Origin of the sequence: Yimella sp. RIT 621 (assembly GCF_004146205.1) — a bacterium.
Lineage (GTDB): Bacteria > Actinomycetota > Actinomycetes > Actinomycetales > Dermatophilaceae > Yimella > Yimella lutea.
In genome coordinates this window covers 1-16,572 of record NZ_SEIP01000012.1, presented here as the reverse complement: position 1 = coordinate 16,572, position 16,572 = coordinate 1, and the positions used below count along the sequence as shown (strand labels likewise).

At 66.8% G+C, this 16,572-nt stretch carries 17 protein-coding genes; 13 read left to right on the top strand and 4 right to left on the bottom strand.

The annotated features are described in order from the left end of the window. Positions 1-50 precede the first annotated feature (50 nt). Together EU513_RS12080 and EU513_RS12075 are read left to right on the top strand one after the other, a co-directional pair. On the top strand, positions 51-1,385 hold the full coding sequence (locus EU513_RS12080) for a toxic anion resistance protein (RefSeq protein WP_129626295.1): 1,335 nt from the start codon (positions 51-53) through the stop codon (positions 1,383-1,385). Beyond that, entirely contained in the window at positions 1,386-1,970 is a 585-nt protein-coding gene (locus EU513_RS12075; RefSeq protein ID WP_129626293.1) for a hypothetical protein, read from the top strand. Between the two features lie 56 nt (positions 1,971-2,026). Here the strand turns inward: EU513_RS12075 and EU513_RS12070 are convergent, their stop codons facing one another. Further along, on the bottom strand, positions 2,027-2,374 hold the full coding sequence (locus EU513_RS12070) for a hypothetical protein (RefSeq protein ID WP_129626291.1): 348 nt from the start codon (positions 2,372-2,374) through the stop codon (positions 2,027-2,029). Positions 2,375-2,535: 161 nt separating this feature from the next. On the opposite strand from EU513_RS12070, the gene EU513_RS12065 reads away from it, so the two are divergent. The 9 genes from EU513_RS12065 to EU513_RS12025 all read left to right on the top strand — a co-directional run bounded on the left by EU513_RS12065 (position 2,536) and on the right by EU513_RS12025 (position 10,935). Further along, complete coding sequence (locus tag EU513_RS12065) at positions 2,536-4,233, top strand: BCCT family transporter (RefSeq protein WP_129626289.1); 1,698 nt, start codon at positions 2,536-2,538, stop codon at positions 4,231-4,233. Positions 4,234-4,356: 123 nt separating this feature from the next. Continuing rightward, on the top strand, positions 4,357-4,911 hold the full coding sequence (locus EU513_RS12060; RefSeq protein ID WP_205744774.1) for a TerD family protein: 555 nt from the start codon (positions 4,357-4,359) through the stop codon (positions 4,909-4,911). 479 nt (positions 4,912-5,390) lie between these two features. Next, positions 5,391-5,963, top strand: a complete 573-nt coding sequence (locus EU513_RS12055) for a hypothetical protein (RefSeq protein WP_129626285.1) — start codon at positions 5,391-5,393, stop codon at positions 5,961-5,963. A gap of 61 nt (positions 5,964-6,024) precedes the next feature. Further along, the gene (locus EU513_RS12050) at positions 6,025-6,612 is read left to right on the top strand and encodes a TerD family protein (protein WP_129626284.1); all 588 of its coding nucleotides are present in this window, start codon (positions 6,025-6,027) and stop codon (positions 6,610-6,612) included. A gap of 88 nt (positions 6,613-6,700) precedes the next feature. Further along, the gene (locus EU513_RS12045) at positions 6,701-7,819 is read left to right on the top strand and encodes a DUF475 domain-containing protein (RefSeq protein WP_129626282.1); all 1,119 of its coding nucleotides are present in this window, start codon (positions 6,701-6,703) and stop codon (positions 7,817-7,819) included. 10 nt (positions 7,820-7,829) lie between these two features. After that, positions 7,830-8,420 (top strand): TerD family protein, encoded by a 591-nt coding sequence (locus EU513_RS12040; protein ID WP_129626280.1) that lies wholly within the window; start codon positions 7,830-7,832, stop codon positions 8,418-8,420. A gap of 75 nt (positions 8,421-8,495) precedes the next feature. After that, complete coding sequence (locus EU513_RS12035) at positions 8,496-9,215, top strand: HAD family hydrolase (protein ID WP_129626278.1); 720 nt, start codon at positions 8,496-8,498, stop codon at positions 9,213-9,215. Positions 9,216-9,260: 45 nt separating this feature from the next. Continuing rightward, on the top strand, positions 9,261-10,103 hold the full coding sequence (locus tag EU513_RS12030) for a phosphoribosyltransferase family protein (RefSeq protein ID WP_129626276.1): 843 nt from the start codon (positions 9,261-9,263) through the stop codon (positions 10,101-10,103). Beyond that, positions 10,096-10,935 carry a phosphoribosyltransferase family protein gene (locus EU513_RS12025; protein ID WP_129626274.1) on the top strand — a complete coding sequence of 280 codons (840 nt, stop codon included), beginning with the start codon at positions 10,096-10,098 and terminating at the stop codon, positions 10,933-10,935. The genes EU513_RS12030 and EU513_RS12025 overlap by 8 nt, the downstream gene beginning before the upstream one ends. 29 nt (positions 10,936-10,964) lie before the next feature. On the opposite strand, the gene EU513_RS12020 is transcribed toward EU513_RS12025, so the two are convergent. Genes EU513_RS12020 through EU513_RS12010 form a run of 3 tightly spaced genes read right to left on the bottom strand, consistent with a single transcriptional unit; the run spans position 10,965 to position 13,596 of the window. Then, positions 10,965-11,633 (bottom strand): methionine ABC transporter permease, encoded by a 669-nt coding sequence (locus EU513_RS12020; RefSeq protein WP_129626272.1) that lies wholly within the window; start codon positions 11,631-11,633, stop codon positions 10,965-10,967. Beyond that, on the bottom strand, positions 11,633-12,655 hold the full coding sequence (locus tag EU513_RS12015; RefSeq protein WP_129626270.1) for a methionine ABC transporter ATP-binding protein: 1,023 nt from the start codon (positions 12,653-12,655) through the stop codon (positions 11,633-11,635). The genes EU513_RS12020 and EU513_RS12015 overlap by 1 nt, the downstream gene beginning before the upstream one ends. Next, positions 12,652-13,596, bottom strand: a complete 945-nt coding sequence (locus EU513_RS12010; protein ID WP_239702693.1) for a MetQ/NlpA family ABC transporter substrate-binding protein — start codon at positions 13,594-13,596, stop codon at positions 12,652-12,654. Before EU513_RS12010 ends, EU513_RS12015 begins: the two co-directional genes overlap by 4 nt. Positions 13,597-13,784: 188 nt before the next feature. Here EU513_RS12010 and EU513_RS12005 point away from each other — a divergent pair, with 188 nt between their 5' ends. Together EU513_RS12005 and EU513_RS12000 are read left to right on the top strand one after the other, a co-directional pair. Then, positions 13,785-15,209 (top strand): amidase, encoded by a 1,425-nt coding sequence (locus EU513_RS12005; RefSeq protein WP_129626266.1) that lies wholly within the window; start codon positions 13,785-13,787, stop codon positions 15,207-15,209. A 53-nt stretch (positions 15,210-15,262) separates the two neighbouring features. Beyond that, positions 15,263-16,021 (top strand): cobalt-precorrin-6A reductase, encoded by a 759-nt coding sequence (locus tag EU513_RS12000; protein WP_129626264.1) that lies wholly within the window; start codon positions 15,263-15,265, stop codon positions 16,019-16,021. Positions 16,022-16,572 lie beyond the last annotated feature (551 nt).

Below are 16,572 nucleotides of genomic sequence, written 5' to 3'. Positions count from 1 at the left end.
GAACCAAATGGGGGAAGCCCCGCACGCAAGCGTGACGAGAGAGGCAATCCATGTCCGACCTTGACCTCGGCGGCCAGCCGACCAAGCCCACCCAGACCGCGACGAGCGCACCCGGCGGTGAGGGACTCGTCCTCGAAGCGCCCGCTGCGGTCGCCGTCGTCGAGGAGAGCCAGGCGGTGCAGGCCGTCCCGGTGAATGCCGAGGCGCAGTCCGAACTGGACAAGAAGGCGCAGGCCTACGTCGAAGACCTCACCAGCATGGACATGAAGTCGCCGGCCTTCACCGAGAAGGTCAACTCCATCGTTCTCATGGGTGACAGCGAGATCCGCAAGAGCTCCGAGGTCTCCAACCGGATGCTGCAGCGCCCGGCCGCCCAGGGCGGCAAGGACTCCGCGCAGGGCAAGGTGTCGGGAACGCTGGTCGACCTGCGTCGCACGATCACCGATCTCGACCCGAACCGTGCGGACCTCAAGGGCGCCAAGAAGATCCTGAAGTGGATGCCGGGCGGCAACAAGATCGAGAACTACTTCATGAAGTACCAGTCGGCGCAGAGCCACCTGGACTCCATCATCCGCAGCCTCGCCAGCGGCCAGGACGAACTGCGCAAGGACAACGCGTCCATCGACGTCGAGCGCACGAACATGTGGAACGCGATGCAGAAGCTGGGCGAGTACAACCAGCTCGCAACGGCGCTCGACAAGGCCGTCGAGAGCAAGATCGCCGGACTCGAGGCCGAGGGCCGCACCGAGGACGCGCAGATCATGAAGTCGGACGTGTTGTTCGCGGTGCGCCAGCGCCGGCAGGACATCATGACCCAGATGGCCGTGGCGGTTCAGGGCTACCTGGCGCTCGACCTCGTCCGCAAGAACAACGTCGAGCTCATCCGCGGCGTCGACCGCGCCCAGACCACCACGGTCGCGGCGCTGCGCACGGCGGTCATCGTCAGCCAGGCGCTCAGCCAGCAGAAGATCGTCCTCGACCAGATCACCGCGCTGAACTCCACCACGTCCAGCCTGATCGAGAAGACCAGCGAACAGCTGAAGACGCAGGGCGTCGAGATCCACGAGCAGGCGGCGTCCAGCACGATCGAGATCGACAAGCTGCAGCGCGCGTTCGACAACGTCTTCCAGACGATGGACGCGATCGACACCTTCCGCTCGCAGGCCACGCAGAACATGGCGACCACCGTCCAGGCCCTCGAGGGTCAGGTGCAGCGCGCCAAGCCGTACCTGGAGCGTTCGTTGCGCAACCAGGGTGTGGACGCGACGACCTCGGCGCAGTTCCAGCCGCCGCAGCAGCGCCCCGGAATCCCGAACAACATCCAGCAGCAGGGTCCGCGGCAGGGCGAGCAGCCGCCGTACCCGCACCAGGGCGGAAATCAGTAAGTGGGGCTCCTGTCACGACTGTTCGAGCCCGGCCAGAACGGTCAGGCTCAAGGCGGTCAGGCCGCGCGCGGTTCGGTGATGTCGGACCGCGCGCGGGCGCAGTCTCAACGAGGTGGCCGGGCGGTCGACACCACCGCGGCCGCGCCGCCGCCCAGGCCGGAAGGGGACGACGTCCCCTCATTGCTGCGGCACAACCAATCGCTGGTGCTCGAGATCAACCAGAGCGCTGCGCACTTGCCCGGGCTCGGCGTCGTGCTCGCGCGCTCGGTCACCGACACCGTCCGTACCGTGCTCACCTCGCCCGAAGCGAACATGCTCGACATCTCGGTGCGGGTCGCGATCTTCGGCGTGCTGACCGACTACCTGCCCAGCACCATCCGGACGTACGTCGGCGCGTCACGCGCGGCGGCCCCGGGTTCGCCGGAGATGGCCGCCGCCGACGATCAGTTGGTCGAGCAACTCACCGCGCTGCGCCGCTCCGTGGGTGAGTTGGCCGAGGCGAGTCGGATGCGCGATGTGCAGGCGTTGCAGGTGCACGGGCGCTTCCTGGAGTCCAAGTTCGGTCAGTCCGACCTCGACCTCTGACCCGAAAGTCCGCAGGACGCGCGGGTCATCTCGCGCATCCCGCGGACTTTCGGGGGTCAGGTGGTCCAGGGCGCGAGGGCGTCCGCCTCGGCCCGCAGTCGTTCGGCCCGCTCATGCTGTCCGAGGCGCTCGCACGATGCGGCCTCTGCTTCGCGCAGATCGACCTCGGTCTCGATGATGAACTGCACTTCGTGCGGAGTGAGCTCGTGCCGTGGGACGTCGGTGGCGCCGACCCTGCTCGGTGATTCCTCGATCGACCCACCGCGGTCGTCCGCGGGCACCGCTGCGGCGTTCTGCAGAGCGGAGATGGCGGCCCGTAACGCCATCACGGCGGGCTGATCGCGGTCGTGCATCGCCTCGTTCAGTGCGGCTCGTAGCTGGGCCAACGTCTCCTCGAGTTCCATGCACCCATGGTGTCGCCCCGGCGCTTGTTCGTTGCGCAAACGAGTCACGTGGACTTGCGAGCGGGCACCCATGTCTGTCTTGAATAGATGCTTCAGGCACGACAACTGCATCGACGGACGACGGGGGCACTTTGTGCTACCGCCGACGAGGAGACCGATTCATGAGTTCATCGACACCGCCATCGACCACCACCGACAGTCCGCCGGGGGACGGCAAGAAGCGCTTGGTGGAGGCGCCACGGGTCTTCTGGCCGGCCGCGATCATTCTGCTGTTGTTCGTAGCTGCCGCGCTCATCATGCCGAGCCAGATGAACGACGTGCTGACCAAGGCGAACGACACGGTCGTCCGCGATCTCGGTTGGTTCTACGTCATCACCGTGACCGGGTTCGTGTTCTGGGCACTCTGGCTGGTGTTCTCGCCGATGGGCAACATCGTCCTGGGTAAGCCCGAGGACGATCCGGAGTTCTCGCTGCCGTCATGGTTCGCAATGCTGTTCGCCGCCGGCATGGGCATCGGCCTGGTCTTCTGGGGCGTCGCCGAACCGCTCAACCACTTCTCGTCACCGCCGCCCGGCACCGGCACCTCCGAGCCCGCCAGGGCGCGCGCCGCGATGGACACCACCTTCCTGCACTGGGGCCTGCACGCCTGGGCCATCTACGTGGTGGTCGGTCTGTCCGTCGCCTACGCGGTGCACCGCAAGGGACGCAGCATCTCCATCCGTTGGGCGCTCGAACCGCTGCTCGGTGACCGGGTGAAGGGCTGGCTGGGTGACGTCATCGACGTCCTCGCCGTCGTCGGCACCCTGTTCGGCGTCGCCACCTCGCTCGGGTTCGGCGTCTCGCAGGTCGGCGCCGGCCTGGGACACCTCGGCGTCGCTGAGACCGACGACTCCGGCACGGTCAGCACCTGGCTGCTGGTCGCGCTCATCATCGGCATCACCGCCGTCGCGACGATCTCGGTGGTCACCGGCGTCGACAAGGGCATCAAATTCCTGTCGAACCTCAACATGGGCGTCGCGGGACTGCTGATGCTCATCGTCCTGGTGCTCGGACCCTCGATGTTCCTGATGGCTGACTTCGTGCAGCAGCTGGGCTCCTACCTGCAGAACTTCCTCTCACTCAGCTTCCGCACGCTCGCCTTCGAGGGCGACGCCGGCAAGGACTGGCTGTCCGGTTGGACGACGTTCTACTGGGGTTGGTGGATCAGCTGGTCACCGTTCGTGGGCGTGTTCATCGCCCGCATCTCGCGCGGACGCACGGTGCGCGAGTTCGTAGCCGGCGTCCTGCTCGTCCCGACCCTGCTCGGGTGCCTGTGGTTCGCGATCTTCGGCGGCTCCGGTCTGCACCGCGAGATCTTCGGCGATAAGGGTCTGATCAAGGACGGCAAGGTCTCGACCGACCTGGCCATGTTCCAGTTGCTCGACGGACTGCCCGCTTCGACGCTGCTCAGCGTCATCGCGATCGTCCTCGTGGTGGTCTTCTTCGTGACCAGCTCCGACTCCGGTTCGTTCGTGGTCGACATGATCGCCTCGGGCGGCAACCCGAACCCGCCGGTGTGGAGCCGGGTGATGTGGGCCTCGCTCGAGGGCGGCATCGCCGCAGCCCTGATCCTCACCGGTGGAGCGGGAGGCGAGGGCCTCGCCGCACTGCAGACGATGGCGATCCTGGTCGCGTTGCCGTTCAGCATCGTGCTGATCCTGATGGCGATCTCGACCGGCAAGGAGCTTGTCGGCAAGCACGCCGAACTCGTGCACGGTCGCCGTCGCCGGTTCGAGAAATCGATCCGCGACGAGATCCGCAGCGAGATCGATGCCATCCGGCACAACCTCAAGCGGGGAAGCGACGACGGCCGTCGCTGAGCGACTCACCACGACGGACGCGTCACCGGTAGGTGGCGCGTCCGTCGCTTTCCCAACCACCCGCGCAGGCCACCGACGACCAATCGTCAGCGTCTCCCGATTAGGGTGGCGAGCGTGAGTCCGATGGCGAAGGGGGCCAATGTCGCCCTCACCCGTGAAGTGCCCGGCCTGAAGGGCCTGGTCGTCGGCGTCGACTGGGACGCCGGAGCCGAGCGTTTCCTGCACGACAGCCTCACCCTGCTCACCGTGCTCTGCGGCAGCGACCGCAAGGCACTCAGCCAGGAGCACGTCGTCCACTTCAACCAGATGGTCTCGGCCGATCTGTCCACTGGACACGTCGCCGACACGATGGGTGACGACGACGAGCAGGTCGAGGTCGATCTCAGCGGCGTGCCGGACGAGGTGCAGCGCATCGTCTTCGTTCTCTACGTCAACGAGGGCGGCGGCGGACGCCGGACGCTCGGACAGTTGCGGCGCCTGGTCGTCCGAGTGCTCAACCTCGACGGCGGAGCATCCGTGGTGACCACGAACGATTTGGTCCCCGGCCTGCGCGGCGAGACCGCGCTGTCGCTCGTCGAGCTCTACCGCCACTCGGGCGACTGGAAACTGCGGGTGCTCGGCGCCGGCTACTCCGACGGGCTCAAGGGAGTCGCGCGCGACTTCGGGGTCAACCTGTGAGCGACTTCGGTTTCCTTCGGGCCCGTCGCCGCGAGCAACCGCAGGCGGCGCCGCGACCGGCATCGAACGGTTCGAGCGCCTCACCGGTCGCCGACTTCCTGACCGGACGCGCGGCGCGCCCGGGCCGTGATGCCCCTTCAGTCCAGTCACCGGTCGCCGATCGGCCTGCAGCGCAGTCGAATCCGCTCGACCTGTCCCGCCCCGAAACTCCCGCACCCGCACCGTCGCCCCCTCAGCCACAGGCCTCGTCCGCCGGAAGGAACCCGCTCGACCTCGGCGGATCGGACCCCACCCCGCCGAGCCGGCCGTCTGCGCCGCGCTCCAACCCGCTGGACCTCGGCGGATCCGAGCAGCGGGTTGAGCAGAGGGTCGAGCCGCCGAGCAGAAACGCGCCCGTCCCGACGAGCAATAACCTGCTCGACCTGTCCGGTCCGTCCGGATCGGCGCCGGTGCGGGCTTCCACCGGAAGGTTCGCCCCCTTGGTCAACCACGAACTCGGCCTCCCCACCCTCGACGAAGGAGAACGACGCATCCTCACGGTCGAGGACCCCGTCGTCCACCTCACCCGTATGCAGTCGTCCGCAGGCGCGTTGGAGTTCACCGCTGCGACCGCGCAGCCGAACCAGTTGCTGCTGGGCTGCCTGTTCGAGACCGTCGACCAACGTGAGTCGATCGTGCTGCCGGGCATGCGTCCGCAGGGTCCCGACCTGCACAGTCCGATCTTCCGCTCGACCACCCAGGGCGTCACGATCAACCTGCGCGGGATCAAACGTGCCGCGAGATTCTTCGTCATCGGGCTGCCGCAGACGTCCGACCGGTCGATGCCCGGCGGTACCTTGGTGGTGCAGACCTACGGGGGGTCGCGGTTGGAGGTCGTTCTCGACCGTTCGGCCACCTTCGGGGCCAAGGCGCTGATCACCGGTTACGTCGTGGAAGGAAGAATCGTGCTCCGAGCGGAACACGACCCCTTCAGCGGAACGTTGCAGCAGGTGGCCGGCGTCTACGGATACGACCAGATGACTTGGCGCGATCCGTTCACGCCACTGTTCTGAAGACTTCAGGACCGTTCGAACGACCATCAGGCATCCGCGCCTGAGCAGAAAGGGAAGAAACATGGCAGTCAGCCTCAGCAAGGGCGGCAACATCTCGCTGGCCAAGGCCGCACCCGGCATGACGACGGCGATCGTCGGTCTCGGCTGGAACCCGCGCACCACCGACGGTGCCCCCTTCGACCTCGACGCGTCCGCGCTGCTGTGCGGCGCCGACGGCAAGGTCCGCAGCGACGCCGACTTCGTCTTCTACAACAACCTGCAGGCCGACAACGGCGCCGTCACCCACCAGGGTGACAACCGCACCGGTGAGGGCGACGGCGACGACGAGCAGATCCAGGTCGACCTGACCCGTGTGTCCGCAGACGTCGAGAAGGTCGTCTTTATCGCCTCGATCGACCAGGCCGACCAGCGCGGCCAGAACTTCGGTCAGGTCGCTGACGCCTACATCCGCGTCTTCGACGCCGACGACCCCACGAACGCCGAGAAGGGCGTTCGCTTCGACCTCGGCGAGGACGCCTCGACCGAGACCGCGCTGATCTTCGGCGAGCTGTACCGCAACGGTGGCGAGTGGAAGTTCCGCGCCATCGCCCAGGGCTACTCGAGCGGCCTCGGTGGCGTCATCACCGACTTCGGCCTCTCGGTGGGCTGATCCACCGCTTGAACCACCACTGATCGCAGCCGCCTCAGTCACGCTGAGGCGGCTGCGTCGTGCCTGAACCCCCGTCACGAAAGCAGAAATGAAAGCTCTTCGGCACTTCACTCCGGACCTGATCGTCGCGGCGATCGTCCTGATCGTCGCCTTCTTCTACGACGGCTGGGCAGCCGTCGTCCTCACCGCCATCCTGATCCTCGTCGAGATCGTGTTCTCGTTCGACAACGCGGCGGTCAACGCCAAGTACCTCGTGCGACTGAACGAGTTCTGGCAGAAGATCTTCCTGACGATCGGCGTCCTGATCGCCGTCTTCGGTATGCGGCTGGTCTTCCCGTTCCTCATTGTCACCCTCACCGGTGGCATCGGCCCGATCGAGGCGGTCAATCTCGCGCTGGAGAAGGGCAACCCGGAAACCCCGGGCACCTACGGCTACATCCTGAACGAGGCACACCCGAGCATCGCCGCCTTCGGTGGAATGTTCCTGCTGCTGCTGTTCCTGGACTTCCTGTTCGACGAGCGCGACATCCTGTGGCTGAAGTGGATCGAGCGTCCGCTGCAGAAGCTGGGCAAGCTCGATGTGCTGTCGGTGATCATCGCCGGTATCGTGTTGCTGCTCGCCGCGGAGTACCTCGCCGAGACCACCGAGATCCGCAACCAGGTGTTGTTCGCCGGCCTGCTCGGCATCGTCCTGTACCTCTCGGTCAACGGCCTGTCGTCGATGATGGAGGCCCGCGAGGAGGAGAAGGACCACGAGTTCGAGGAAGCCGAGTCGCGTGGTGAGGTCGTCAAGCTCGCGGGTAAGGCCGCGTTCTCGATGTTCATGTTCCTGGAGGTCCTGGACGCCACGTTCAGCTTCGACGGAGTCATCGGCGCCTTCGCCATCACGCCCGACCCGCTGATCATCATGATGGGTCTCGGTGTCGGTGCGCTCTGCGTCCGTTCGATGACCATCTACTTGGTGCGCGAAGGCACACTCGCGGAGTACCGCTACCTCGAGCACGGCGCCCACTGGGCCATCGGTGCGCTCGCGATCATGCTGATCCTGACCATCCAGGCGCACCTGAGCGAGTTCATCATCGGCGGAGTCGGCATCGCGTTCATCGCGGGAGCGTGGATCTCCTCGGTCGTCGCCAACAAGAGGGACGATGAAACCGACGACTCCGGCCACGCGTTGGCTGAGAAGACAGCAACAACCAACAGCTAGGAGAAGCACGATGAGCATCAACCTGAGCAAGGGTCAGACCGTCAACCTGGCCAAGCAGGACGGCGGCCAGTTGTCCCGCGTCCGGATGGGCCTGGGCTGGGACACCAAGATCGTCACCAAGAAGGGTCTGTTCGGTGGCAGCAAGCAGGTGCAGAAGGACATCGACCTGGACGCGTCCGCGCTCCTGATCGGTGGGGGACGTGTGCTCGACACCGTCTACTTCGGCAATCTGCGCAGTCAGGACGGTTCGATCCAGCACACCGGTGACAACCTCACCGGTGCCGGCGACGGCGACGACGAGTCGATCGTGGTCGACCTGACCGCCGTCTCGGGCTCGGTCGAGCACATCGTGTTCGTCGTGAACTCCTTCTCGGGTGAGAACTTCTCCGAGGTCGACAACGCGTTCGTCCGGGTCGTCGACTCGAACGCGAACGACACCGAGTTGGCCCGCTTCCAGCTGTCGGGTTCGGGCACGCACACCGCGCTGGTGATGGCGAAGGTATCGCGTCAGGGCGGCGGCTGGACCTTCACCGCCGTCGGCCACCCCGGCAACGGACGCATTGCCCGCGAGTTGGAGCCTCTGGCTCTGCAGGTCGTCTGACCCGCGAACCTACTGTTCACGTCGAACCCACCAGGCCCGCCTGGTGGGTTCGACGTTTGTTAGTAGGTTCGGGGGGTGCGTGCCGAAGCAATCAGCCTGGACATCTGGGGAACGCTGCTTCGCAGCGACCCCGACTTCAAACCTGCCCGCAACGAGATGCTGCGTCATGCTCTCGCCGCGGACGTCGACCCCGACTTCTTCGACGAGGCGATGCGGACGATGGACCGCGAGGCCGACGAGATCTGCATGGCCCGCGGTACGGATGTCGGGTTCGACGAACGCGTCCAGCTGACCCTCGCCCATTTGGCCCGACCGGCCGCAGAACACGCGGATCAGGTCGTCCATCCCGCTGACATTCGCGAGGACGTCGTCCGGGAGCTGATGGAGCAGCAGGCGCAGATGGCCCGCGAGCACCACCCGATAGCCCTCGACGACCGCATCCCCGCGCTGGTCGCCGAGCTGGCCGAAACGCGACCGGTGATCCTGACCAGCAACACCGGGATGCTGCCGGGCGTCCTGATGCGTGACCTGCTGGCGCTGGCCGGATTCACCGGGAATCTCGGCATGGTCTTCTCCAACGAGGTCGGTTGGGCCAAGCCGGACCGGCGAATCTTCGAGAAGACTCTCACCCTCGCGGAAGCAACCAACGGGGAACGTATTGCGTCATCCTGCGTTGTACACGTCGGCGACAATCCGCTCGCCGACGAGCAGGGTGCACGTGACGCCGGAATGACAGCCGTGCTGGTCGTGCCTGACGGCAAGAGCACCGTGGACGCGTTGGAAGCGTTGCGGTGAACTGACAGCAGTCGCGCGGGGGCGCGGCCGACGTGAGGGGACACGATGAATTCGACCTGCGTCACCACCGCGCGCCTGACCGGCCCGGTCGACGCCGTCCGCACCAGTGACGGCGCACCGTTCGACACAGACACCTACTCCCGGATGAAGCACGGTGACGCGGACGCGATCCGCGCGCTGGGCGACCTGCTCGCCGACGCGCTCATCGAGCAGTGTCCGCACCTGATCACCGACGACGCCGTGCCCACCTTGCCGGTGGCGTACCTGGCGGTCCGCCCGTCCTGCTGGTTCCTGGCCGACGCTGTGCTCGACCAGCTGAACGCCGAGCGGGCACACCGCGGTTTGCCCGCTGGGCGCATCGTGCAGGTGCGCAAGGACTCCGTCACGCACACCGACTACGCCGCCTCCACCCAGGCCGAGCGCGAGGCCGAGTTGGCTCGCATCGGGTTCGTGTTGGCCGAGCCGATCGACGGCACGAACTGCGTCGTGATCGACGACGTCCGCGTCACCGGGCTGGCCGAACGCACCGTGCTGACTGCCCTCGAGGCGGCCGATCCGAAGAGCCTGGTCACCGGGTACGTCGCGATCTGCGAACCCGAACTGGCTGCGTCCCCACACGTCGAGTCGGCACTCAACCACGCCAGCATCACCTCGATCCTGCAGATGGTGCCGGCCGCGCAGGCCGGGCGCTTCCACCTCACGATCCGCTTCCTCAAACGCGCACTCGCCTCGCCCGAGCTCGAGTCCTTCCTCGCTCAGGTGCCCGCGCCGCTGGTGCAGGAGATGTACGACGGAGCGGTTGCCACCGGCGAGACCTTCATGGCCGGTTACCCCGACGGCATGGCCACGCTGCGAGCCGCCCGCGAACGGGAGGTCGTCCATGTCTGACCGAATCGCCCTGCACACGCTCGCCGCCGACGCCTGCGTCCTGCCGTCGGACGGCGTCGTCCCGGCCATCGACTACAGCCGGTTCAAGTACGGCGACGGCGTCGCGTCCATCGCGTTCGGCCGGGCGCTCGCCGACCGTTTCCACTCGATCGTCGCGCCGCGCGACTGTGAACGGATCTTCGTCACCTCCTCCGGGTACGGAGCGGTCCCGCCGGCAGCCCGGTCCCTGGTGTCGCCGTTCGTCGCGCGCATGCGCCGTCTGGCACCCGGTGTGGAGCTGAAGCCGCTGCGGGTGCACCGTCTCGGTGTCTCGCCCGGCGACTACGCCACGATGGACGCGGCCGAGCGTGAACTCGCGGTCGGCGCGAAGTCGATGCACGTCGACCCCCGCATCGACGTCGCCGGCGCCCGGGTGATCGCCCTCGACGACATCCGCGTCACCGGCACGCACGAGCTGGCGATGGACGGCTGCCTCAACGAGGCCGGTGCGTCCTGGATCGACCATCTGTACATCGTCGACGCGCACAGTGCTGCCGGGCGTCCGTCGCTGGAGTCCGACCTCAACGGGGTCGCCGCGTCGAGCGTCGAGGATCTGCTCGTGATCGTCGACTCGCCCCGCTTCGTCCCGAACGCTCGGTTGGCGAAGAAGATCACCACCCTCGGCCGGTTCGACCAGGAGCGCTTCCTGGCCGCTGTGCCGCCGTCCGTCGCGGCGTGGATCCTGGACGCCGTCGAACGCGACGGCCTGAGCCACGTGCCCGCGTACGCCACCGGCGTCCGCCGCCTGCAGCTCACTGCGGAAGCCCTGGCGAAGACCACCGCCACCGCATGATGCCCGCCGGCACCTGACCTCGCGGCGATTCAGCGGCGCATGATCTTGCGCGACAACGCGTTTCCGCTGAACTGCGCGACCTGCACGATCACCACGATGATCGCGACCGCGACCCAGGTGACGGTCCAGTCGAAGCGCTGGTATCCGTACGTGATCGCGAACTGACCCAAACCGCCACCGCCGATGGCGCCGGCGATCGCGGTCATGTCGACCACCGCGACGAGGGCGAAGGTGTAACCGAGCACCAGCGGGCCGAGCGCCTCGGGGATCAGCACCGTCCGGATGGTCCGCCACGGTGACGCACCCATCGCCTCGGCCGCCTCGATCACGCCGGGGTCGACGGAGACGAGGTTCTGCTCGACGATGCGCGAGATGCCGAACGTGGCAGCCAGCGCGAGCGGGAACAGCACGGCACGCGTCCCGACCGTCGTCCCCATCACGTTGAGAGTCAGCGGACCGACCGCGGTGATGAAGATGATGAACGGGATCGGCCGGACGATGTTCACCAGCACGTTGAGCACGGTGTAGACGGCGCGGTTGGCCAGGATGCCGCCGGCGCGGGTCGTGTAGAGCAGCACGCCGAGGACCAACCCGAGTCCGCCGCCGACGACCACGGTCACCGCGACCATCAGCAGCGTCTGCCAGATCGATTCCTGCAGAATCGGCGACAGTACGCCCCAGTCGGTGTCGTTACCCATCAGGCGACCTCCCTCACGGTGGCGATGCGGGCGAGTTCGTCGACGACGGTCTGGACGTCGGACTCCTGCCCGGTCAGGTTGAGCGTGAACGTGGTGAGGTCGTCGCCCTTGATCCGGGTGACACCTCCGTGGACGAACTCCAGCCCGACACCGCGCTCACCGACGCGTCCGATGACTGCGCCGAGGTTCTCGCCCGGGTTCGCGGTGACGGTGATCAGACGTCCGCGGTAGGAGGCTTCGAGTTCGTCGATCTCCTGCTCGTCCGGTTGGGTGTCCAGCGTCGCGCCGACGATGCGGCGGGTGGCGTCGGCCTTCGGTGCGGAGAAGATCTCTCGGACGCTGCCGTGCTCGACCATGCGTCCGGCGTCCAGCACCGCGACGCGGTCGGCGAGCGAGCGGACGACCTCCATCTCGTGGGTGATGACGACGACGGTGGTGCCGAGCTCCTCGTTGGCCTTGCGCAACAGCGCGAGGACGTCGCGGGTCGTGTCCGGGTCGAGGGCACTGGTCGCCTCGTCGGCGAGCAGGATGGACGGCCTGGTGGCGAGTGCGCGGGCGATGCCGACCCGCTGCTTCTGCCCACCGGACAGTTCCTCGGGATAGGACCAGGCGCGCTCGGTGAGACCGACGAAGTGCAGCAGTTCGGTAATGCGCTCGTAGATGTCGCGCTTGCTCCACCCCGCGAGTTCGAGCGGATAGGCGACATTGCCGTAGACGGTGCGCGAACGCAGCAGGTTGAACTGCTGGAAGACCATCCCGATATCGCCGCGAACTTCGCGGATCTTCTTGGGGGACAAACGGTTCAACGTATCTCCGTGCACGGTGACGGTGCCGTCCGTCGGTGCTTCGAGACCGTTGATCAGGCGCACCAGGGTGCTCTTGCCCGCACCGGAGAAGCCGATGAACGCGAAGATCTCACCGGCCTCGATGTCGAGAGTGATGTCGTCGAGAGCGCGCACGGACGACTTGCCACGCTTGAAGGTCTTGCCGACGCCTTCGAAGCGGATGATGGACTCGGTCATTTCGCCGCGATGTCCTTCTCGAGCCGCTGCAGGATCTTGCTCAGGTCGGCCGCCGGACGGTCGATGATCACCGCGGTGTTCTTGGTTTCCTTCTTCTTCGCAGCGAGGACCTCGGGGTTGTGCCAGATCTTCACGACCTTGGCGTAAGTCGCGTTGTCCTTGTCCTCGGCACGGGAGACGACCACGTTGATGTACGGCTCGGCGTTGCGCGACTTCGGGTCGTCCTGGAACAGCGCCTTGTTCGGATCGAGGTCGGCATCGAGCGCGAAGTTGTTGTTGATGATCGCGCCGTCCACGGAAGGCAGGGACGCGACGGTCTGTGCGGCGTCCACGGGCACGACGGTCACCTTCGAGGCGGCCTTGTCGATGTCGGCCGGTGTGGACAGGGCGTTGCCGCCGTCCTTGAGGGTCAGCAGTTTTGCCGCCTGCAGCACCAGCAGCGCTCGTGCCTGGTTGGTGGCGTCGTTCGGGATGGCGATCTTGCCGCCGGCCGGGATCTGGTTCAGCTTCTGGTGCTTCTTGGAGTACAGCGGGAGCGGAGTGATGACGGTCGCGCCGATGGGCGTGAGGTTCTGCTTCGCCTCGACGTTGTAGCTGCCCAGGAACTGCAGGTGCTGGAACAGGTTGAGATCGATCTGTCCCTGGGACAGGGCCGGGTTCGCCTGCGTGTAGTCGCTGAAGCTGACCGGCTCGATGTTGAGGCCCTCGGCCTTGCCCAGGCGCTGCATGATCGGCCAGATGTCACTGTTCGCCTCGGTGGTGCCGACCTTGACGGTGGTCAGCTTCGGGCCGCTGCCGTCGTCACCCGCGGTGGCTCGGCCGATGCCGAACCCGGCGGCGAGGGCGAGTGCGCTGGCACCCGCGATGAGGCCGAGCCATCTGCCGCGGTCGTGGCCCGGGTACGGCGGCAGAGGCGGGATGGCGGAGTCGGACGCAGGCACAGCGAAACCCTTCGAACATAGATAACTCTTAACTATGCAATGAATAACAGAACGCTATGGAAGAGCCAGGCCATTGGTCAAATTTTTGGGCTGTGAGGGCGGTCACGGCGGGGGCGGGCCAGGTCTTGCTGTTGACGGGAAGGCGACTAACGACGCGGAACGCCGTGGCTACTGCATAGTAGGGAGGCATGGGACAGCGAGTTCATGCCTTCACCGACGACGCCCTCGGCGACCTGGACGCGACCGGGGTCGCCGAAGCGATCGCGTCCGGCTCGATCTCGGCGAGCGAGGCGGTCGAGGCCGCCATCGCGCGCGCCGAAAAGCTGAACCCCACGCTGGACGCATTGATGCGCGATGACTTCGCACGAGCCCGTCGACGGGCCGGGGAGAGCCGAACCGGCGCGTTCGCGGGGGTGCCGGCGGTGTTCAAGGACAACATCCCGGTGGCCGGCCTTCCGATGACCGAGGGATCGGCGGCGTTCCCGCGCACCCCGCACCAGAAGAACGGCGCTGTCGCGGCGCAATACCTGGCCACCGGCCTGATCCCGATTGCGACCACGACCATGCCCGAGTTCGGGTGGACCTGTTCGACGGAGTCGCGCACGTTCACCACCCGAAACCCCTGGGACACAGATGTTTCCGCAGGCGGGTCGTCCGGTGGGTCGGCCGCGCTCGTGGCGTCCGGCGTCGTGCCCATCGCCCACGGGAATGACGGCGGAGGGTCTGTGCGCATCCCCGCAGCAGCCTGCGGACTCGTCGGGCTCAAGCCGACGCGTGGACGTCTGCGCCTCGGTGACGCCGGCAAGATGCCGGTGCGCATCGTCAGCGACTCGGTGCTCGCCCGGTCGGTGCGCGATGTCGCCCGCTTCTACGCCGAGGCTGAGAAGACCTACAAGAACCGCACGCTGCCGGCCATTGGCCGCATCGAGCGCCCACTCGAGCGGCCACTGCGGATCGGCCTGATGCTCGACTCGCCGGTCGCCCCGGCGACCGACCCCCAGGTGCGGACTGTGGTGGAGACCTTCGCCGCGTCCCTCGAAGCGCTCGGGCACACTGTCGAGCCCTATGCGGTGAACGTGCCGCAGTTCTTCGCCGACGACTTCTCGCGCTATTGGCAGTTCCTGGCGTTCATGGGTTCGAGCCAGGGGGAGAAGTTGTTCGGCAAGGGATTCGACGCGTCCAAACTCGAGCCGCTTACCGTCGAACTTGCCCGCCGAGGCAAGGCCTCGTTGCCGAAGGCGCCGCTCTACATTGCGCGCCTGCTTGCCTCGAGTGCTGCGAGCCGCCGGGAGTTCCGGCGCGGCCCGGACGTCGTGCTCACTCCGGTGCTCACGGCGCCCACTCCCGAGTTGGGTTTCCTCGGACCGGAGGTCGACCCGTCGGTGCACTTCGATCGTCTGCTCGACCTCGTCGGCTTCACCCCACTCGCCAATGCGTCTGGAGCTCCTGCGATTTCGTTGCCGGCGGGGGTCGACGACCGGGGTTTGCCGGTGGGCGCGATGCTGTCGGCCACCCACGGCGCCGAGCGGTTGCTGCTCGAGCTCGCACTGCAGGTGGAGCAGGCGCATCCTTTCGAGCGGATCCAGGATGCATTCCCGGGCGCCGAGCAGTAGCCGGGGCCGGCGCGCCGGTGCGGCACTGTGCAGCGACCGGTAGAACTGTCTGCGTGACCGTGTTGATTCTTGGCGGGACGGCCGAGGCGAGAGCGCTCGCCGACGGCCTGGTGGCCGCCGGCGTGCCGCTGATCTCCTCGCTCGCCGGACGCGTCCAGCACCCGCGCCTGCCGGCCGGACCGGTGCGTTCGGGCGGGTTCGGCGGGGCCGAAGGGCTCGCCCGTTACCTGCAGACGGAGCAGATCGAGTTGCTCGTCGATGCGACCCATCCCTACGCCACGGCGATGACGGCCAATGCGGCGCAGGCGTCGCGGCTCGCCGACGTGCCGGCGGTGCGGTTGGCGCGGCCCGGGTGGGCGCACCACCCTGACGCCGACTCGTGGACGTGGGTCGACGACCACCAGGAGGCGTTGCAGGCAGCCGAGGACCACCTGCGGCACACCGGCGGCGTGCCGTTCCTCAGCACCGGTCGGCAGACCTTGCCGCACTACGCCGCTTGGCGTGAGATGCCGGTGCTGGTGCGGGTGGTCGAGCCGCTCGACGACGCGCCGCCGGCATGGACGGTGGTGCTCGACCGTGGCCCCTACACGCTCGACTCAGAGCGAGAACTCTTGCAGCGCAACAACATCGGCGTGCTGCTCAGCAAGGACTCCGGCGGTGCCTACACCGCCGCCAAACTCACCGCGGCCGGCGAACTCGGCGTGCGGGTGGTCGTCGTCCGGCGCCCGGACGTGCCGTCGGGGCTGGTCGAGGAGCCGAGCGTCGAGGCCGTGCTCGGGCGGATCGTCGCCGGACGCTCAGCCACGGACTGACCGTCATCGAGCAACCGCGGTGCATTCCGCGTGGTCCTTGTTGTGTCATGTGCTCTTATGGCAACAATGGTGGCACCCGATCGTTCTAGGGAGTTCCAACGTGGAGGTCCACGTGAGCGAGGAACTTGAATGGCGGCCCGAAACCTGTCCGAACCGAAGCCGCTGCCGCTGTACTTTCCTTCGGGATCGGTCTCTTGTTCGAGGCGGCCGGGAGGATTTCCTTTCTTTGTGGGAGTCTCTCTCGGAAGAGGAAAAGGAGAAGTATCGGCAGCGCGCGCGGATCGGTGGGTAGGGCTACTCGCAATAGCTCACGGATCAACGAGCGCAGCCCGGCGCCGGCGCCGAAGGGTGTCACGTGGCCCAAGCTTCAACTGAAAATGTGATCTTCGGCGACCGGCGGCAGAGGTTTCCGGGTTACCTGGAAAGCCAATGCCAACTCGTACTATCGGGCACGACAGATTGAGTACGGCTATATCTACGGTTACACCAAGCGCTGGGGACACTGTCCTCCCGGACAGATCCGTTCATGCAAGTAAGGAGGGGAAATTAAA